The organism is Pedococcus bigeumensis, from assembly GCF_039531795.1.
Classification (GTDB): domain Bacteria; phylum Actinomycetota; class Actinomycetes; order Actinomycetales; family Dermatophilaceae; genus Pedococcus; species Pedococcus bigeumensis.
In genome coordinates, this window is record NZ_BAAAQS010000005.1 from 746,459 (window position 1) to 763,165 (window position 16,707).

At 69.7% G+C, this 16,707-nt stretch carries 23 protein-coding genes; 13 read left to right on the forward strand and 10 right to left on the reverse strand.

Features of this window, described 5'->3' with window-relative positions:
* Positions 1–56: 56 nt before the first annotated feature.
* Positions 57–800: a class I SAM-dependent methyltransferase gene (locus tag ABD262_RS19120; RefSeq protein ID WP_344139727.1), complete on the forward strand. Its 744-nt coding sequence runs from the start codon at positions 57–59 to the stop codon at positions 798–800.
* Positions 801–879: 79 nt separating this feature from the next.
* Here the strand turns inward: ABD262_RS19120 and ABD262_RS19125 are convergent, their stop codons facing one another.
* On the reverse strand, positions 880–1,671 hold the full coding sequence (locus ABD262_RS19125) for an SRPBCC family protein (protein WP_344139730.1): 792 nt from the start codon (positions 1,669–1,671) through the stop codon (positions 880–882).
* A complete protein-coding gene (locus tag ABD262_RS19130) occupies positions 1,671–2,246 on the reverse strand; it encodes a helix-turn-helix domain-containing protein (protein WP_344139733.1) in 576 nt (191 codons plus the stop codon). Before ABD262_RS19130 ends, ABD262_RS19125 begins: the two co-directional genes overlap by 1 nt.
* A gap of 282 nt (positions 2,247–2,528) precedes the next feature.
* Between ABD262_RS19130 and ABD262_RS19135 the strand changes: the two genes are divergently transcribed.
* Complete coding sequence (locus ABD262_RS19135) at positions 2,529–2,795, forward strand: hypothetical protein (protein WP_344139736.1); 267 nt, start codon at positions 2,529–2,531, stop codon at positions 2,793–2,795.
* Positions 2,796–3,080: 285 nt separating this feature from the next.
* Here ABD262_RS19135 and ABD262_RS19140 read toward each other — a convergent pair whose 3' ends face one another.
* Both ABD262_RS19140 and ABD262_RS19145 read right to left on the reverse strand, forming a co-directional pair.
* A complete protein-coding gene (locus tag ABD262_RS19140) occupies positions 3,081–3,659 on the reverse strand; it encodes a dihydrofolate reductase family protein (RefSeq protein ID WP_344139739.1) in 579 nt (192 codons plus the stop codon).
* 76 nt (positions 3,660–3,735) lie between these two features.
* Entirely contained in the window at positions 3,736–3,930 is a 195-nt protein-coding gene (locus ABD262_RS19145) for a hypothetical protein (RefSeq protein ID WP_344139742.1), read from the reverse strand.
* A 64-nt stretch (positions 3,931–3,994) separates the two neighbouring features.
* Here ABD262_RS19145 and ABD262_RS19150 point away from each other — a divergent pair, with 64 nt between their 5' ends.
* Positions 3,995–4,444, forward strand: coding sequence for an NUDIX domain-containing protein (locus ABD262_RS19150; RefSeq protein WP_344139744.1), 450 nt, complete (start codon positions 3,995–3,997; stop codon positions 4,442–4,444).
* On the opposite strand, the gene ABD262_RS19155 is transcribed toward ABD262_RS19150, so the two are convergent.
* Positions 4,386–4,835 carry a hypothetical protein gene (locus tag ABD262_RS19155; RefSeq protein ID WP_344139747.1) on the reverse strand — a complete coding sequence of 150 codons (450 nt, stop codon included), beginning with the start codon at positions 4,833–4,835 and terminating at the stop codon, positions 4,386–4,388. The genes ABD262_RS19150 and ABD262_RS19155 overlap by 59 nt on opposite strands.
* Positions 4,836–5,002: 167 nt before the next feature.
* Here ABD262_RS19155 and ABD262_RS19160 point away from each other — a divergent pair, with 167 nt between their 5' ends.
* The 5 genes from ABD262_RS19160 to ABD262_RS19180 all read left to right on the forward strand — a co-directional run bounded on the left by ABD262_RS19160 (position 5,003) and on the right by ABD262_RS19180 (position 8,616).
* Positions 5,003–5,665 (forward strand): HAD family hydrolase, encoded by a 663-nt coding sequence (locus tag ABD262_RS19160; protein WP_344139750.1) that lies wholly within the window; start codon positions 5,003–5,005, stop codon positions 5,663–5,665.
* Between the two features lie 113 nt (positions 5,666–5,778).
* Positions 5,779–6,750, forward strand: a complete 972-nt coding sequence (locus ABD262_RS19165) for a magnesium transporter CorA family protein (protein ID WP_344139753.1) — start codon at positions 5,779–5,781, stop codon at positions 6,748–6,750.
* 136 nt (positions 6,751–6,886) lie between these two features.
* Complete coding sequence (locus ABD262_RS19170; protein ID WP_344139756.1) at positions 6,887–7,558, forward strand: DUF72 domain-containing protein; 672 nt, start codon at positions 6,887–6,889, stop codon at positions 7,556–7,558.
* A 101-nt stretch (positions 7,559–7,659) separates the two neighbouring features.
* Positions 7,660–8,046 (forward strand): hypothetical protein, encoded by a 387-nt coding sequence (locus ABD262_RS19175; RefSeq protein WP_344139759.1) that lies wholly within the window; start codon positions 7,660–7,662, stop codon positions 8,044–8,046.
* A 24-nt stretch (positions 8,047–8,070) separates the two neighbouring features.
* Complete coding sequence (locus tag ABD262_RS19180) at positions 8,071–8,616, forward strand: DUF1697 domain-containing protein (protein ID WP_344139762.1); 546 nt, start codon at positions 8,071–8,073, stop codon at positions 8,614–8,616.
* Positions 8,617–8,711: 95 nt separating this feature from the next.
* Here ABD262_RS19180 and ABD262_RS19185 read toward each other — a convergent pair whose 3' ends face one another.
* Positions 8,712–8,834 (reverse strand): hypothetical protein, encoded by a 123-nt coding sequence (locus ABD262_RS19185; RefSeq protein WP_344139765.1) that lies wholly within the window; start codon positions 8,832–8,834, stop codon positions 8,712–8,714.
* Positions 8,835–8,981: 147 nt separating this feature from the next.
* Between ABD262_RS19185 and ABD262_RS19190 the strand changes: the two genes are divergently transcribed.
* Together ABD262_RS19190 and ABD262_RS19195 are read left to right on the forward strand one after the other, a co-directional pair.
* The gene (locus ABD262_RS19190; protein ID WP_344139767.1) at positions 8,982–9,647 is read left to right on the forward strand and encodes a YdeI/OmpD-associated family protein; all 666 of its coding nucleotides are present in this window, start codon (positions 8,982–8,984) and stop codon (positions 9,645–9,647) included.
* Between the two features lie 247 nt (positions 9,648–9,894).
* Positions 9,895–10,575 carry a hypothetical protein gene (locus tag ABD262_RS19195; protein WP_344139770.1) on the forward strand — a complete coding sequence of 227 codons (681 nt, stop codon included), beginning with the start codon at positions 9,895–9,897 and terminating at the stop codon, positions 10,573–10,575.
* Between the two features lie 131 nt (positions 10,576–10,706).
* On the opposite strand, the gene ABD262_RS19200 is transcribed toward ABD262_RS19195, so the two are convergent.
* Together ABD262_RS19200 and ABD262_RS19205 are read right to left on the reverse strand one after the other, a co-directional pair.
* Complete coding sequence (locus tag ABD262_RS19200; protein ID WP_344139773.1) at positions 10,707–11,249, reverse strand: GrpB family protein; 543 nt, start codon at positions 11,247–11,249, stop codon at positions 10,707–10,709.
* A complete protein-coding gene (locus ABD262_RS19205; RefSeq protein WP_344139776.1) occupies positions 11,236–11,727 on the reverse strand; it encodes an MBL fold metallo-hydrolase in 492 nt (163 codons plus the stop codon). The genes ABD262_RS19200 and ABD262_RS19205 overlap by 14 nt, the downstream gene beginning before the upstream one ends.
* 360 nt (positions 11,728–12,087) lie before the next feature.
* Here ABD262_RS19205 and ABD262_RS19210 point away from each other — a divergent pair, with 360 nt between their 5' ends.
* Genes ABD262_RS19210 through ABD262_RS19220 form a run of 3 tightly spaced genes read left to right on the forward strand, consistent with a single transcriptional unit; the run spans position 12,088 to position 14,177 of the window.
* Positions 12,088–12,816, forward strand: a complete 729-nt coding sequence (locus ABD262_RS19210; RefSeq protein WP_344139779.1) for a hypothetical protein — start codon at positions 12,088–12,090, stop codon at positions 12,814–12,816.
* Positions 12,817–12,823: 7 nt separating this feature from the next.
* Positions 12,824–13,369, forward strand: a complete 546-nt coding sequence (locus ABD262_RS19215) for an RNA polymerase sigma factor (RefSeq protein WP_344139782.1) — start codon at positions 12,824–12,826, stop codon at positions 13,367–13,369.
* Positions 13,362–14,177, forward strand: coding sequence for a hypothetical protein (locus ABD262_RS19220; RefSeq protein WP_344139785.1), 816 nt, complete (start codon positions 13,362–13,364; stop codon positions 14,175–14,177). The genes ABD262_RS19215 and ABD262_RS19220 overlap by 8 nt, the downstream gene beginning before the upstream one ends.
* An 82-nt stretch (positions 14,178–14,259) precedes the next feature.
* On the opposite strand, the gene ABD262_RS19225 is transcribed toward ABD262_RS19220, so the two are convergent.
* Positions 14,260–14,967, reverse strand: a complete 708-nt coding sequence (locus ABD262_RS19225; RefSeq protein ID WP_344139788.1) for a lysophospholipid acyltransferase family protein — start codon at positions 14,965–14,967, stop codon at positions 14,260–14,262.
* A gap of 98 nt (positions 14,968–15,065) precedes the next feature.
* A complete protein-coding gene (gene guaA / locus ABD262_RS19230) occupies positions 15,066–16,676 on the reverse strand; it encodes a glutamine-hydrolyzing GMP synthase (RefSeq protein WP_344140058.1) in 1,611 nt (536 codons plus the stop codon).
* Between the last annotated feature and the right edge of the window lie 31 nt (positions 16,677–16,707).

A 16,707-nucleotide genomic window follows, 5' to 3' on the forward strand; every position in this document is an offset into this window, starting at 1 on the left:
GGACTGCGGTATTTCCACTGCTGACGACACGAGGACACCTCGGCCACGCTCGACGAATGACCATTCACTCCAAGCAATCCCCGCCCGCCACTGCCCGCCGCACCGAGTCGCCCGACCCGCCCGTGGCGGTCCAGGTGGCCGAGGTGGTCGAGGTGCCCGGGGCGGGCGAGGCGTTCGACGACCACCCGGTCCGCGGGCGGTTCAACTCGGCGTTCTTCTGGGCCATGGGCGGCTACATCAACTGGCACCTGCGCCACCACAAGGCCACGGCCTTCGCCGACCTCCCGCCGACGGTGGTCGAGCTGGGGTCGGGAGTCGGGGCGAACCTGCGCTACCTACCGGACGGCGCCCGTCTCATCGCCATCGAGCCCAACCCCCACATGCACGCGAGGCTCCGGCGCGCAGCCCGTGCCCGCGGCGTCGATCTCGAGATCCGCAGCGTCGTCGCCGAACGGATCGACCTGCCCGATGCCAGCGCCGACGCCGTCATCTCCAGCCTGGTGCTGTGCAGCGTCCGCGATCCGGAGGCTGTCCTCGCCGAGGTCCGCCGTGTCCTGCGTCCCGGTGGCCGCTTCAGCTTCGCCGAGCACGTCGTGGCGAGGCCGGGCACCCTGACCCGCTGGACGCAGCGCACCCTGCGCCGGCCATGGGCCTGGGTCTTCGAAGGATGCTCCTGCGAGCGCGACCTGGCGGGATCGATCCGGTCCGCCGGCTTCAGCAGCGTCGACCTGGCTCCCTACCGGATCCGCTCGCCCTTCGTGCCGTTCAACACCCACATCGCGGGCACGGCCGTCGCCTAGGAGGCCCCACTGGGTCGAGTCGTTGTTCGGAAGTTCCGCCGCGTCCAGGTGCGGCGGAACTTCCGAACTACCGTCGAGGTCAGGCCGGGACGGCCAGCCCGTCAAGCCAGGCCTGCCAGCCCGGTTGCTCACGCTGCACGTAGTCAGCTGCCGCTGCGGAGAACAGGTAGGCGCGCACGCCAGCGGTCGTCTTCCCCTCGCCCTCGCCGAACGCGAAGGCGGTGAGCATGCCGGGCACCGGACCGCTGAGCCGGACCAGCGCCTGCCGCTCGCCGACACGCTCGACGGTGCCGGTGGCTCCGCGGACCTCGACGGCCGAGCCCTCGGCGCCGAGCCCGAGCGCGTCGCGCAGCGCCGCCCAGACCGACCCCGCGTCGCCGGGGCTGGAGGTGGTGACCTCGAGCTGGGTGGCCTCCTGCCCCGGGAAGTGCGCCAGGTAGAGGCGCAGGTTGTCGAAGAACGGCATCCAGCTGGCCCCCATCTCGTCCCAGAACTCCGACTCCCAGTCGGCGCCGGTGCCGAAGCCGCTGCTGGTGACGCGCACGACGCAGGTGCCGCCCGACCGCGCCTCGACGAGGAACTCCGAGGTCAGCGGGCTCAGGGCATCGGGGTCCTGGCCCATCAGGGCGGCCCAGTCCTCTTCGTAGACGATCCGCCTCGGCGGTTCCCACTCGGTGACGTGGCCGTCCGAGCCCATCTCCGGGCCCATGGTGAAGTGCAGGGCGCCCCCCTCGCGCTCCTCCATCTCGGTCGGCAGGAACCACGCGCTCATGCCCTTCGCCGTGGCGACGGCCTGCCAGACCTGCTCTGGGGTGCCGGGCACCTCGACGCTGAACTCCAGGCGGTACGGGACGTTCGGGGTGGTGCTCATCAGCTCTCCTCGGGAAGTGGGTGGGCGGCGACGACGAGCCGGTGCGGCCGCCCGTCGTCGTGGTGGTAGCGAGCGGCCAGGTCGAGCACGGCGGCGGTCAGGTCGTCGGCGAAGGCGGCCCGGTCGGCGGCCGACCGGAAGCCGATCTGCGTGTCGATGGTGAGGGTGGGGAGGCGCTTGCCGGCGGCGCCGGCCCGGCGCGACAGGGCGCCGACCTCACGCACCAGCCGCCCGGCCAACGCGACGAGGTATGCCGCCGAGAGGTGGTCGTCGTTCGCCCCCGGGTCGGCCGCCGAGGCGGACACGGCAGCCGGCGACACGACATACGACGCCGCGGAGGCCTGCAACACCCGCTCGGTTATGCCTCCGTGGTGACGCTCCTCCGACAGCTCCACCAGGCCGTGCGCTTCGAGGGCCCTGAGGTGGTAGTTGACCTTCTGGCGCGCGAGGCCGACCTTCGCGGCGAGGCCGGCGGCGGAGGCCGGGACGGCCAGCTCGCCGAGCAGCCGGGCCCGGACCGGATCCAGCGCGGAGGCGGCTGCGTCCGCGCTCTCGATGACTTCGACGTCGTGCATGGTGTCGATGGTGCTCCTTGACAAATATTTCTGTCAAGAGGTCGTGCCTTGCGAGTCTCACGCAGTGGGGCGCAGGATGCTGGGTGGTTCCGGCGGGAGGGGCGAGGGTGAGGCTCAAGCACTTGTACGGGTCCGCTTCGCCTACGACGAGGGGTGGAGCGTCGGCCTCGAGGCCGGCTGGGAGAAGCACCTTTACCTCGCCGAGGGTCGCTGCACCGGCGCGGTCACGGGCCGGTTTCGAGGAGCCAACTTCCCCTCCGGCGCACCGGGACCGGCCCCTTCGTGCCCGACTTCCGCGCAGCCATCGAGACGGACGACGGCGCAACGGTCCTGTTCGAGTGCCATGGCTACGGCCGCGCCTACCCGCCGGGGCGGAGACAGATCGTCGGCTCAGTCCTCCACGTCAGCGACCGCGACCCCTACCGCCGGCTGAATGACGTCGTCTGCGTCTGCGTCGGGGAAGTGCGGACGCCCACTTCCCTGCACGAGCGTGGTCCTGACCTCGTGCTGGATGTCGCCGAGCTGGTGTGGGAACCGATCGCCGACTGACGGCGCAACCGCAATGGGCGGTCTCGGAATGTCGTCCGACCCGCAGGTCCGACTCGTCCCGGCAACCGTGCGGCTCCTCGGATCAGGTGGGTATGCCGCGCCGCCCGCCGAGCGCACTGTCGAGATCGGCTACGAGGTGGCCCCCGAGTTCCGGCGGAAGGGATTCGGCGTGGCCGCCGCCCGCGCGCTGGTCGCGCAGTGTGGGAGTGGCGATGGAGCCGGCGTCCGCCGTGATCGCCGGCACGCGCAGGCACCCGGCCGATCACGACGAGGCGGCCCCGCCGGTCAGCGCGCCTTCGCTCGCGGAACGGCATACGTGAGCAGCACGGCACCGCTCGGCGTGGGGCTCGCGCGCACGAGGTCGAGGCGGTCGATCTGGTCGCCCGTGGGGAACAACCGGCGTCCGCCGAAACCGACCGTCGGGCCCACCACGAGCTGCAGCTCGTCGACCAGGCCCGCGGCCAGCAGCGACTGCGCCAGCTGGACGCTGCCGTGCACACCGATGTCTCCGCCCGGGGTGGACTGGAGCTCGCGCACGACGTCTTCGATCGGTCCGTGCACCGCCTCCGCGTTGTGCCAAGGCGTCACCAAGGGCGATGAGGTCACGACGAACTTCTTGACGGTGTTGATGAAGGTCGCGAACGGCTCGTACTCCGCGGTGGGCCAGAACCGCGACCACTGGTCGTACATGCCGCGACCGAGGAGCACGACGTCCTGGGTGGCGATGATCTCCGCCTCGTTCGCCTCCATCGCGGCGTCGAACTCGGGCACCTCCGTCCGGTCAGGGTTCTGGGCGAAGAACCGGTCGGGGTCGTCGACCGCCCCGTCGAGGGACATGAGGGTGTAGAGCACGACCTTGCGCATGCGGACTCCTGGGTGCTGGTGGTGTGGTCGACAAGGAGACCACGCTGCGATCGAAAACTCAGCGGTGGTGACACCTTCAGCTGCGTCGAGTCGGCTCGAGCAGGTAGTCGGCCACTGCCCGCGGCTGCAGGTGCCCGCCCGGGAGCACATCGACCTCGACGCCGAGCCGGTCCCGAGCGACCCGGCGCTGCAGGCCGACCGGGAAGAAGCGGTCGTCGGCGCCGACCAGGACGCGAGCCCCGTGGGCCGGCCACGCAGTGAAGTCACGCACCGAGTAGCGCACGGATCGCGCCGGTGTGGACGCCGTTGTCAGGTGTCCACGGTTTGATGGGCGAATGCCTGAGGTCGTGTGTGGTGCGCTGGTCCGTGGAGGTCGGGTCCTCCTCGTTCATCGCAGTCCGAGCAAGCGGGCCTACCCGAACGTGTGGGACCTGCCCGGTGGGATCGTCGAGGCCGGCGAGTCGGAGCTGGATGCGCTGACGCGCGAGCTGCACGAAGAGCTCGGCGTGCAGATCGTGACGGGCTCGGCGTCCCACCTCTGTCGGGGGACCGTTGGCGCCGCGGACGATCCCGCACGGCTCAGCGCCTGGCTGGTGCGCGACTGGTCGGCGACGCCGGCCAACGTCGCTCCCGACGAACACGACGACCTCGGATGGTTCGCTCACGACGAGCTGCCTCCACCCGCCCACGCGGTTGCCCGCACGGCACTGCTGGCGGCGTTGGAGCTCAGCGGTACTCGGCGTCCCGCACGCGATCCTGGAGCCGCTGCAGACCGGCACGGATGAAGGCCCCGTATCCGTCGGTGGGCAGCATGCTCCCGGCCCGCATCCCAGCAGTCGCTTGGGTGCTCGCGTCGCCGACCCGACCCTGCCGCAGATAACCGTCGCCGAGGTTGAGGTGCAGGCTGGGAGCCAGGGCGGCTGCTGAGGTCATGCCCACGGGGGCGAGATCCTCGTCGACGACATGCGCATGCTCGGACAGCGCTGTCTCGTCCCAAGCCACCTCGTCGTCGAGCGACGACTGCAGGTCGGCCAGGTAGTGCGCGAGGATGCACCGCTGAGCGTGGTCGCCGTCGGCGGTCCCGGCCCAACAAGCCTGCAGGGCCTCGCGTCCCCCGTGCTCGTCTCCCCCCAGTGCGATCCCGATGGCTTGCGTGATGTCACCCCAGTCGGTCATGGGTCGACGCTATGACCTGGCCCCGACAGCGCACCTGCACATTCCTGACATCTCATCTGCGCATGGTCGTCAGCCCACCTGCGCAGAGCCGACGGACACCCCGGGTTCGCGAAAACCAACCCGCCCGCATTCGTGTGGCAACGTCCCGGCGCGGGTAGGAAGGAGCCATGGCAGACACGGCAATCTTCGACGTCGACGGGACCCTCGTGGACACCAACTACCAGCATGCCTTGGCGTGGTTTCGTGCTTTCCGTCGCTACGACATCACCCGTCCGATGTGGCGCCTCCACCGAGGTATCGGCATGGGCGGTGACCTGTTCGTCTCCGCGGTCGCGGGCCGAGAGGTCGAAGACGCGCACGGGGACGCCCTGCGCGACGCCTGGGCGGAGGAGTTCGACCAGCTCGTCGGCGAGATCCAGCCCTTCGAGGGCGCGCACGAGCTGCTGGCCGAGGTCAAGGAGCGCGGCTTCCGGCTCGTCCTGGCCAGCTCGGGCAAGACCGAGCACGTCGAAGCCTTCCTCGACCTCATCGACGGCAAGTCCCTCGCGGACGCCTGGACCACCTCCGAAGACGTGGAGCAGAGCAAGCCGGAGCCGGACATCGTGGCTGCGGCGCTGGCCAAGGTCGAGGGCGCCAGCGGCATCATGGTGGGCGACTCGATCTACGACGCCCAGGCTGCGGCGAAGCTCGGCATCCCCACCCTCGGCGTGCGCACCGGCGGCTTCTCGGTGGGCGAGCTGCAGGAGGCCGGCGTGCTGCAGGTCTTCGACTCGCTGGTGGCCTTCCGCATCGCCCTCGACGGCACGCCACTGGCTCGCGCCAGCCGCTGAGCGACGACGCACGGGCCGGTTGGTCGATGCCGTCCCGGTCCACCCCACGGCAAACCGGGACGGCTCGGTCAGCGCGCTCCCCCTGGTGCGCACTCGTGCCGGATACTCGGCCTGTGCCACGTACTCGCTGCTACCGCGACGGAGCCCTCACGGGTGAGGACTTCCCCATCGACGAGGTGTCCGACCACCTGAAGGACCCAACGGCCTTGGTCTGGGTCGATCTGTGTGCGCCCGACCTCGAGGAGCTGCAGCTGGTGGCCAACGAGCTCGGGCTGCACGCGCTGGCCGTCGAGGATGCCGCCCAGGGTCGCCAGCGACCCAAGCTCGACCGCTACTCAGGACACGACTTCCTCAGTGCCTACTCGGTGTGTCTCGACGTGGACAGTGGCCAGCTGGTCACCGGTGAGATCCATGCGTTCATCACCCCGACCGCCCTGATCACGGTCCGGCGCGATGACTCCTTCTCCCTCGACGCGGTGCTGACGCGGTGGGATGACCAGGCAGAGCTCACCAAGTTCGGGGTCGGCGCCCTCCTTCACGGCCTCCTCGACGTCCTGGTCGACGGGCACTTCGACGCCGTGGAGTCACTCGACGACCAGATCGAACAGCTTGAGGACCTGCTGTTCGATGACCGGCCGCACGACCGGAGCGTCCAACGCCGCAGCTTCGAGCTGCGCAAGAGCCTGGTGCAGCTGCGTCGCGTGGTCCTGCCGATGCGCGAAGTCGTCAACACCCTGATGCGACGCGACACCGGCCTCGTGTCCGACGAGCTGCTCCCCTACTACCAGGACGTCTACGACCACGTGCTTCGCGCGACGGAGTGGACCGAGAGCCTGCGCGACCTCGTGAACACCATCCTCGAGACGAACCTGACGATCCAGGGCAACCGTCTCAACATCATCACCAAGAAGGTCACCAGCTGGGCAGCGATCATCGCGGTACCCACCGCGATCACTGGTTTCTACGGCCAGAACCTGCCGTACCCAGGATTCGGTCACCAGTCGGGCTTCCTTGCCTCGACGTTCCTGATCGCGATCCTCTCCGGCGCTCTGTACCTCACCTTCAAGCGCAAGGACTGGCTGTGACAGGGCTCCTCCCGAGAGGCGAACTCATGGCCCTGCAACACCCACCCAGCTTGGCGTCATCCTCGCCATCGGGACGGACAGGCCGATGGACGTTCGGGTAGGGCTGTGTGGGTGGACGGTTTCCCAGTCCTCGTACGTGCGTCGCTTCCCCGTTGTCGAGGTGCAGCACACGTTCTACGAGCCGCCGACGGATGCCGTGCTGACGCGCTGGAGGTCCCAGGTGCCGGCCAGCTTCGAGTTCACGATGAAGGCGTGGCAGGTCGTGACCCATGAGTCCAGCAGCCCCACCTACCGGCGCCTGAAGCAGCCCCTACCGGACAGTGCACGTGGTCAGGTCGGAGCGTTCCGGACGACGCCCGAGGTCCTGGCGGGCTGGCAGCGAAGCCTTGACTGCGCCCGGCTCCTGCAGGCCACCGCCGTGCTGCTCCAGTGCCCCAAGAGCTTTCGACCGACGCCCGACAACGTCGGCCGTCTCCGCAGCTTCCTGTCGAGCGTGGATCGGCCAGCCGGGTGGCTGCTGTGGGAGCCCCGTGGCGAGTGGCCCAAGACACTGCTCACGGAGCTCTGTGCCGAGCTGGACCTCGTCCACGTCGTCGACCCGATGCAGACCGAGACGGTGACACCGGAGCGGACCTACTACCGGCTGCACGGCACCACGGGTCTGCGGCACGTCCACACCGACGACGAGCTGCGCAGGCTGCGCGACCTGGTCGACGGCCGACCATCGCCGTACGTCATGTTCAACAACCTGCCTCGCGCACGCGACGCAGAGCGGTTCCTCGCCCTGCTCCCTGGTCGCGGCGCCTGAACGGCCTGCGGCACGACGCACCATACGGACCACACACACCCCACGGGCGGCCGGCCGGGGCGGTGACCGACACGTCCTGCCGGTCAGCGATCATTGGCCCCATGGAGGACGAACGCGCGCCGCAGCCGGCCGGGGGCGATGCGAAGGTCATCACGCTCTGCGGCTCGACCAGGTTCGAGGCCGAGTTCGCGGAGGTCAACCGGCTGCTCACGATGGAGGGTTGCGTCGTGATCCGCCTCGGGATGTTCAGCCGCCGCGATCTGCCGGACTACGACTGGACGGCCGACCGCTCCGACCTGAAGCGGCGCCTCGGCGAGCTGCACCTCCAGAAGATCCGCATGGCTGACGAGGTCTACATCGTGGATCCGGGTGGCTACATCGGTGAGTCGACCCGAGGGGAGATCGCGTACGCGAAGTCGCTCGGCAAGCCGGTTCGGTACCTCAGTCGCGAGAGCGCAGCTGGAGCGGGAGACGGCACCCACGACTGAGTAGGGCCGCCGTATGGTCGGGTCATGCAGCGGTACGTGGCACTCCTGCGCGGCATCGCCCCCAGTGGGCAGAACATGACCAACGACAGACTGTCCGGGGTCTTCGAGGAGCTCGGCCTCGCGGACGTCGGGTCGGTGCTGGCCAGCGGCAACATCACGTTCAGCACGGACACCACGGACGTACCAGCGCTCGAGCGACGGATCGAGGAGGCACTCAGCCGCCTTCTCGGCGTCCGGAGCTGCACGATCGTTCGCTCATCCGCCGAGCTGCGCACACTCGTGGACAGCGATCCCTTCGGCGGTGCGCGGCACGAGCGCCGCTCGTACCTGACCGCAACCTTTCTCCAGAATGCTGCTGGCGTGCCGGACGTCCCGCCGATGACCCCCGGTCTGGCCACCCGGGTCATCGGATACGACGCCCCAGCCCGAGCCGTCCTGGCAGTCACTGACAACAGCGACCCGAGCAGCGGCTCGCGTTTGATGACCTGGCTGGAGAAGGCCTACGGCAAGGACATCACCACCCGCAGCTGGCTGACCGTCCAGCGGATCGTCACGAAGCTCGAGCACTGACCCACCGAGCCCTCGTTCGCACGGCAATGGTTGCCCTTCCCACCGTTGACAAGCGCGCCGGGTGACCGAGACTGCGTAGGCGCGACCAGGGGCGTTCAGCGCAGGAGCAGGTTGAGCCCGACCGTCAGCACGACCGACAGAAGCACCGACACGAGGATCATCGTCAGACAGCCTGCGGCGCCACCCAGGGGCCGGACGTCGACTCTTCCGATACGCATGGGACCTCTCTACCCCGCGCCGCCTTCATCCACACAATGCGGGGTGGGGCTCGGGCGACGGGGCACCGTCATCGTGCGAGATCGTCCGCCGCGCCCCCTCAGCGCGGAGCCGGCCACCCTGTCGGTGAGCGATGACAGGATGGCCGCATGTCCGGCGAGGAGACGCCCCAGGAGACCCCCCAGAAGACGCGCAGCGAGACCCGCGAGGAGACGCCCGAGGAGACGCCCGGCGAGACACCCGAGGAGGTGGCCGGAAAGTCGGTGATCTCATTCGCCACGGCGCCGGACTGTGAGGCATGGTTTCGCGAGCACCATGCCGACCGCCACGGATTCTGGCTCAAGATCGGCAAAGCCGGCGCGGCACAGACGGTCAGCTATGCGGAGGCGCTCGACGTCGCGCTCTGCTACGGCTGGATCGACGGCCAGAAGCGGCGCCATGACGAGAGCTACTGGTTGCAGCGCTTCACCCCGCGCGGGCCTCGGAGCAGGTGGTCGCAGATCAACCGGGACAAGGCGTTGGCGCTGATCGAAGCCGGTCGCATGCACCCGGCCGGTCAGGCGCAGGTCGACGCGGCGAAGGCCGACGGGAGGTGGGCGGCGGCCTATGCCGGCCAGAAGAGCGCGAGCGTCCCCGACGACCTGGCCGCTGCCCTCGCCGCCGACCCGGAGGCCAAGGCGTTCTTCGAGACCCTCTCGGGCTCCAACCGCTTTGCGATTCTCTTCCGCGTCCACGATGCGAAGAAGCCGGAGACCCGGGCTGCGCGCATCGCGAAGTTCGTCGAGATGTGTCACCGCCACGAGACTCTCCACTGACCTGCTGGCGAGCTCGGGCCCTCTTGTCGATCGGCCGGCCCGAGGGGGCTCGCAAAGGCGCCAGGCTCCGGACGTCAGCCAGAGCCGACTGCCCGCGAGCCAGGCACTCCCGCGCGTACAGACACGAGGACGTACGTCCCTGTCTCACCCAGCGCCCCCCTCATTAGCGTGCACGGTGAGGTGGAGCGCACCTGGCACGCCACCCGTTGCGGTGAGAGCGAAGGCGGATGTCATGAGGCAAGTCAGGATGTTTCGGGGACTCGGGGTGGCTGCCGTGGCTGGCCTGTTGACTGCGTTGGCCTTGCCGGCGAGCGCGGCCCGCGTCACCCACGAGTCGTACACGTTCTCGGGCACGATGGCCGACGCCAAGTGGTTCGTCGCAGACGGCCAGGAGCCGGACGTCGGCACCCCACGCATCCTGTCCATCACGGGCGCGGACGCGATGTCCGTGCACCGGGTTCCGGGGGCCAAGCCCGAGCGCACGCCCCAGCCAGCCGTGTTGGCGATGGCGCTGACGATGCCGGGCACCACACCTGGGGACGACCCCTACCCGGCGGAGCTGTGGTGCGTCACCGAGAGTGCCAGCTTCACGGTCGCGGGCGACCTGTCCGAGGCTGCGTTGCGGATCCCGACCTGCGTTGCGGAGGTGCTCGTCGTCGACCCGAAGACCGGCGAGGAGGTGCCGAACGGAGTGACCGTCACGCTGACCGCAACGGCGCAGTGGACGGCGACCGGTCCGCTGGAGTCGCAGAAGTCGCACTCTCGCTACACCTACGGCCAATCCTGGACCATGGACATCAGCCGAAGCTCGATGCGGCCGGCGCTGGCCACCATCACCATCACTGGGCTGCCGGGCGGCTCGTTCGCGGGAACCACGCAGGAGGCGACGATCCAGACCGTCACGGCCGGCAGCCTGCTCCACCAGTAGGCCAGAAGGCCCCGGGCGCGGTGCCGAGGCACCTGGCTCCACCCGTGAGCCGGACGTCGTGGTCGCAAACGTCGGTATGCCGCGGGGCTCGGGTCCGTCGTTGCCCGGGCTGGCGCTGAAACCACGGCGCCTCAGAGCGGGTGGTCCACCTCCGGAAGCCCCATCGCGGCGCGAGCCTGGTTGACCGTGCGCGTGACAAAGGGCCCCTTCGACTCGGTGTATGCCGGGCCCCAGACGTTGTCCGCGACCAAGGCTTGCTTCAGCGCCGCGTACTCGTCGCGCCGTTGGGGGTCCTGACGCAATGTCGCGGCGAAGAGCCGCAGGTGTGCCTCCGGCCACTGCACTGCCGTGAACAGGTGGACGATCGCGGTCCGCACGCCGGTCGCCGGAAAGGTTGCCGCCCAGTGGTCTCCCACGGGCACGGGCCGGCTCCAGCCGCCTGTCACGAGCCGCTGGCCTGCCTCTGCGTCCGTCGTACCTGGGGGCATGCGGACAGCGATGTCGATCACGGGTTTGGCAGGCAGGCCCGGCACCGAGGTCGACCCCACGTGTTCGAGGTCCCAGTCGTCACCGAGGAGTGACCTCAAGTCCGACTCGAAGCGCGCGTAGAGCTCCGGCCATCGGCGGTCGTAGGGCACCAGGCGCTCGGGCGGGTAGTGGTCAGTCGGCGTCATGCTCACGCACCTCCTTGCTCCGCCAGGCCCTCGACGGCCGCCAGGGTTCGTGTTGGTGCGAGAGCCAGACCAGCGCTGGGTCCACGTCACGGACCCGGAACTGGCCGGGGGTCTGGGGTACATCGAGATCGCGAGAAGACACCGCCAAGTCGCCGACGACGACGGGATGGAGTCCCGAGCCCTTGGCGCTGGACGTAGATCGGTTGCCTGCGAAGAGGCGGTTGCCACCACAGTGGTCGTAGTGGAGGTGGGTGTTGACCACGACGCCGATCGGAGCGGGATCGATCTCGAGCATGCCGCGCGGGTCGATGCGTGGGTCCATGTCCGCGACCAAGGGGTGCGACACGGTGAGCCCCGTGTGGACCAGCACTCGCTCCTCTGGGTGGTCGATGACATGCGTGTACCCAGGCATCACCTGTCCGGCCGCCCCCAGATCGGCGACGTGGACCGGGGTGACGGTGATGCTGGGCGCAACCATCAGGCGCCGACCTGGTTATCGCGGCTCGTACTGCTCGGCACGGGGTCAGCTCCTCTTTCGGCGGACGGCACAACGGCTCATGCCGACGCCCGACCCGAAGCTGGCTCGAGACGGGGTGTCGCACATGGTGCCCAGGGGTGGATGAGCCACGCAGGGGTCCTCACCACCCCCTTCCTGCCCACCCTGCCACAGCGCCCCAGGTTGGCTCACCACCACGGTGTGCGGCGGTTGACTCGGATTGCACACGTGGCGGACTGACGCACTTCCGGTGGGCGCGAGAGGGGTGGGATCGTCGACGGTGTGAAACCTTTCCGGCCGCTCGTCGGTCGTGTGGTCATGACAGGCATGATCCTGCGAGGCGTGAATGCCCCGGCACGGCACCGGGTCGTGGCGGGTGGGGCGTTGATCGTGGCCGCCCTGGCAGGGTGCACGAGCGACGCCACGGACAAGGCTCCCCAGCCGGTGACTCCCCCGTGGGCGAGCGACACCACGACGAGTGGCCGGTCCTCCGTTGCCCACCTGGCTATCCATCCGGGCACCTACCGGATTCCGGCCTCCGCGTGGTCGCAGGCTGACTACACGGTGACTTTCCGAGAGGGCTGGTCGGTGCAGTACGGCCACGTCTTCAGCAAGCACGCCGACCAGGATGACGAACTCGGCTTCTATGCCGTCGTGGTCGACGAGATCTTCACCGACCCGTGCCGCGGCGAGGCAGTGCCCAAGGCCGTCGGGTCACGCGTGGCAGACCTCGTCACAGCGCTGCTGGAGCAGCCCGGGCCGACCAAGAGCACCCCTGAGGCCAGCGTCTTCGGGGGGTACCCCGCAACCCGGATCGACCTCGAGGTCCCACAGGGCCTCGACCTGGCGAAGTGTCGGTTGGCCGAGGACGACGTCATGGGTCTCCAGGTCTGGATGAGCACGCCTGCGGACAAGTACTTCGTGCTGCTTCCCGGCCAACGCGCGAGGGTGTACGTCGTCGATGTGCGCGGGAAGCGCCAAGTCTTCCTGGTCGCGACGGGCGCACGCACCTCGGCCACCGACAACGCCGAGCTGGCGGCCGCCCTCGACTCGATCCGCATCGAGGGATAGATCCACCATGAGTGCGGGACGTGGGAAACCCCTCGAGGACCACGAGGTCCAGGGTGAGTCAGACCGGGTGCGCGTGGTGTTCGAGGCGTCGTACCGGCGCTTGGTCGGACAGCTGTATGGCGTGTGCCGCGACCTCACGGAGGCGGAGGAGGTCGTCGCGGAGGCCTTCGCCCGCGCGGTGCAGCACCGACGCACGTTCGACCGCCTGGACAACCCGGAGGCGTGGCTGCGCACCGTCGCGGTCAACGTCAGCCGCACCCGCGCGCGCCGACGCAGGCTGCTCGGGGACCGCGGGCATGCGACGGTCGCGAGGCACCCGGTGCTCGAGGACGATCGATTGGCGCTCATGGCCGCCCTCCGGACGCTGCCCACCATCCAGAGGGAGGCGATCGCGCTCCACTACCTGGCCGACCTCCCTGTCCAGGCAGTCGCAGAAGCCACGGGCGTCCCCGTCGGCACCGTGAAGACCCGGCTGCGCCGGGGACGTGCTGCTCTCGCCCTTCGGCTCGCCGACCTTCCCGACCACCGTCAGGAGGAGGCGCCCCATGCCTGACCTCGACCGGCTCCTGGACTCCGAAACGTCCCTCGCTGCGGCTCAGGCGGCTCAGTCGCCGGACTTCGCGGCGATCGAGCAGCGCGCCGCGAACCGACGCCGGAGCCGCACTGTGATCACCGCCGCTGCCGCCGCCGTGCTCATCGTCCTGGCCACCTTCGGAACCGCGTTCATGGGCGGCTTCGACCGCACCGCTCCGCAGCCGGCCAAGCACCCCACTCCCCGAACCATCGGGGACGTTCTGGCCAGGCACTGGACCCCGCTTCGCCCCGACACCTCGAGGCGGATCACCGCCAGGCAGTCCGAGGTCGATGAAGGAGACACCTCCTACGGCGGGATCGACATCCGCGAGGTCACCTCCGGGGACACGTCGCACTCCCTGTCTTGGGGGATCAAGCTCCGGGAGCGCCCTGAGCTGGCATCGTCCCTCGACCTTGGGGGCCGCGTGATCGAGCACGGCCTGGTCTTCGACACCGATCGCGATGGAGCCGCGGACTGCCAGCTCGGGATCAACACCGACGCCCCGAAACCCGGGCAGCTGCGGGTGTGGGTCAAGAACCTGACGACCGGCGTCACCGACGAGCGGGTCGGCGGGCCGTACGGCGTGCCCTTCGACTTCGCCCATCCCAGCGAGAGCGTCGCTGAGCGCCCACGAGATGTGATCATCTTCTTCTTGTCAGGCGCACCCAAGCCCTGTGTCTTCCCCGATACGACGGCCCTCTATGCGTACGCGTCCGTCACTGAGAACGGGGTGGCCACCGAATGGGACTATGCACCCGACGACGCATGGCTGGAGATCACCCGTTGACCCGCCCCGGCTGACGTCGACCACGTTGACTCGCGACGCACGGGTGCGGGGAGCCGCGCGTGGCCCGGACGGAAGGCACGGCTCAGGGGGAGGTCTTGCCCGCTTCCATGGCGGCCTTCACGTCGGAGGCGTACTGACCGGACCGCTCCTGTCCCGACAGCTCACCGATCGCGTCCATCGTGGCGTCCGTGATGGCTCGCAGCAGGGCGGCCTTCTGGAAGCGGGCCGACAGACCGGCCACGTCGATCGGCACACCGAACTTCACGGTGACCTTCGCAGGCCGGAAACCGTTGGAACCAGAGGGCTGCACGTGGTCGGTGCCGATCACGGCGCAGGGCAACAGCGTCGCACCGGTGGAGAGCGCCATGCGGGCCACGCCGGTGCGGCCGCGGTGCAGCCGACCGTCGGGTGAGCGCGTGCCTTCGGGGTAGACCCCGAACGCCTCGCCCTGGCGCAGCACGTCCTCCGACATCTCGAGCGAGGCAGCGGCAGCCCGCGGGTCGGAACGGTCGACCGGGATGGTGCCGGCCGTCGAGTGGAACCAGCGCACGGCCGCCCCGCGCAGTCCGGTGCCCTGGAAGTACTCGGCCTTGCCGAGGAAGTGCACCTGCCGCCCCGAGGCGAGCGGGATGACGATCGAGTCGATGAACGATAGGTGGTTTGACGCGACGATGAGCCCACCCTCGCGCGGGACGTTCTCGCGGCCCTCGACGTGCAACCCGGTGAGCAGCTTGAGCGGAGGCCCGATGAGCACGTAGCGCATCACCGCCCGGCTCACGGCGTCGTTCACGCTGGCCGTGCTCAGACCGCGTGCCCTACCCGGCCGCACGCGGCACCTCGCTACGCACGCGGCACCCGGCTAGCCACTCGGCATACCTCGCGCACGTCTCACTCCCACTCGATGGTGCCCGGCGGCTTGCTGGTCACGTCGAGCACCACGCGGTTCACCTCACGCACCTCGTTGGTGATGCGGGTGGAGATCCTGGCGAGCACCTCGTAGGGCACCCGGGTCCAGTCGGCCGTCATCGCGTCCTCGGAGGACACCGGGCGGAGCACGACGGGGTGGCCGTAGGTGCGCCCGTCACCCTGGACGCCGACCGAACGGACGTCGGCGAGCAGCACGACGGGGCACTGCCAGATGTCGCGGTCGAGGCCGGCCGCCGAGAGCTCGTGCCGGGCGATGGCGTCAGCGGCCCGCAGGATCTCCAGCCGTTCGGCAGTCACGGAGCCGACGATGCGGATGCCGAGCCCGGGGCCGGGGAACGGCTGGCGCCAGACGATCGCCTCGGGCACGCCCAGCTCGAGGCCGACCTGGCGCACCTCGTCCTTGAAGAGCGAGCGCAGCGGCTCGACGAGCTTGAACTGCAGGTCCTCGGGGAGCCCACCCACGTTGTGGTGCGACTTGATGTTGGCCGCGCCGGTGCCGCCACCGGACTCGACGACGTCGGGGTAGAGCGTGCCCTGGACGAGGAACTCCACGGGGTGGTCGGAGTCGCCTCGCGACCCCACGACGTCGCGGGCGGCCTGCTCGAAGACGCGGATGAACTCGCGGCCGATGATCTTGCGCTTCTCCTCGGGGTCCGACACCCCGTCGAGCGCGGACAGGAAGCGCTCGCGCGCGTCGACGACCACCAGGTCGACCCCGGTCGCCGCGACGAACTCCTTCTCGACCTGCTCGGCCTCCCCGGCGCGCAGCAGGCCGTGGTCGACGAAGACACAGGTCAGCTGGTCGCCGACGGCCTTCTGCACGAGGGCCGCTGCGACGGACGAGTCGACACCACCGGAGAGCGCGCAGAGCACCCGTGAGTCGCCGACCTTCTCGCGGATCGCGTCGACCAGCTCGTCGACGACGTTGGCGGCGGTCCAGTCGGGTTCGATCTTGGCGCCGCGGTAGAGGAAGTTCTCCAGCACCCGCTGGCCGAAGGTCGAGTGCATCACCTCGGGGTGCCACTGCACGCCGTAGAGCTGGCGCTCGTCGTCCTCGATCGCGGCGACCGGCGCACCGGCCGTGGCCGCGGTGACCGTCATGCCCGCCGGCGCCTCGGTGACCGAGTCGCCGTGGCTCATCCACACGGACTGGTCGGTGGGCTGCCCGTTGAAGAGCGTCGACTCCGTGTCGGACACCTTGGCCGGCGTCGAGCCGTACTCCCCCAGCCCCGTGTGGGCGACCGTGCCGCCGAGGGCCTGGGACATCGCCTGGAAGCCGTAGCACATGCCGAACACGGGCACGCCGGCCTCGAGCAGCGCCCGGTCGAGCTCGGGGGCGCCTTCCTCGTAGACCGAGGAGGGTCCGCCAGAGAGCACGATCGCGGCGGGATCCTTGGCGAGCAGCTCGGCGGTCGACATCGTGTGGGGCACGACCTCGCTGTAGATCTTCGCCTCACGCACGCGCCGGGCGATCAGCTGCGCGTACTGCGCCCCGAAGTCGACGACGAGCACCGGCCGCGCCTGGAGAGGGGTGGCCGGCTCCTCCGAACGCTCGGCGTCGGCGGCCTCCACCCGGTCGTCGTCCTGGGCCTGGGTCACCACG

Bases quoted from the DNA above. Each gene is read 5' to 3' on its own strand.
- ABD262_RS19185 (WP_344139765.1), bottom strand. From the start codon at position 8,834: ATGCGTATCGGAAGAGTCGACGTCCGGCCCCTGGGTGGCGCCGCAGGC.
- ABD262_RS19140 (WP_344139739.1), bottom strand. From the start codon at position 3,659: ATGCGCAAGGTCGTGCTCTACACCCTCATGTCCCTCGACGGGGCGGTC.
- ABD262_RS19120 (WP_344139727.1), top strand. From the start codon at position 57: ATGACCATTCACTCCAAGCAATCCCCGCCCGCCACTGCCCGCCGCACC.
- ABD262_RS19205 (WP_344139776.1), bottom strand. From the start codon at position 11,727: ATGGTTGCGCCCAGCATCACCGTCACCCCGGTCCACGTCGCCGATCTG.
- ABD262_RS19150 (WP_344139744.1), top strand. From the start codon at position 3,995: ATGCCTGAGGTCGTGTGTGGTGCGCTGGTCCGTGGAGGTCGGGTCCTC.
- ABD262_RS19125 (WP_344139730.1), bottom strand. From the start codon at position 1,671: ATGAGCACCACCCCGAACGTCCCGTACCGCCTGGAGTTCAGCGTCGAG.
- ABD262_RS19195 (WP_344139770.1), top strand. From the start codon at position 9,895: ATGTTTCGGGGACTCGGGGTGGCTGCCGTGGCTGGCCTGTTGACTGCG.
- ABD262_RS19190 (WP_344139767.1), top strand. From the start codon at position 8,982: ATGTCCGGCGAGGAGACGCCCCAGGAGACCCCCCAGAAGACGCGCAGC.
- ABD262_RS19180 (WP_344139762.1), top strand. From the start codon at position 8,071: ATGCAGCGGTACGTGGCACTCCTGCGCGGCATCGCCCCCAGTGGGCAG.
- ABD262_RS19155 (WP_344139747.1), bottom strand. From the start codon at position 4,835: ATGACCGACTGGGGTGACATCACGCAAGCCATCGGGATCGCACTGGGG.
- ABD262_RS19175 (WP_344139759.1), top strand. From the start codon at position 7,660: ATGGAGGACGAACGCGCGCCGCAGCCGGCCGGGGGCGATGCGAAGGTC.
- ABD262_RS19160 (WP_344139750.1), top strand. From the start codon at position 5,003: ATGGCAGACACGGCAATCTTCGACGTCGACGGGACCCTCGTGGACACC.
- ABD262_RS19215 (WP_344139782.1), top strand. From the start codon at position 12,824: ATGAGTGCGGGACGTGGGAAACCCCTCGAGGACCACGAGGTCCAGGGT.
- ABD262_RS19220 (WP_344139785.1), top strand. From the start codon at position 13,362: ATGCCTGACCTCGACCGGCTCCTGGACTCCGAAACGTCCCTCGCTGCG.
- ABD262_RS19130 (WP_344139733.1), bottom strand. From the start codon at position 2,246: ATGCACGACGTCGAAGTCATCGAGAGCGCGGACGCAGCCGCCTCCGCG.
- ABD262_RS19200 (WP_344139773.1), bottom strand. From the start codon at position 11,249: ATGACGCCGACTGACCACTACCCGCCCGAGCGCCTGGTGCCCTACGAC.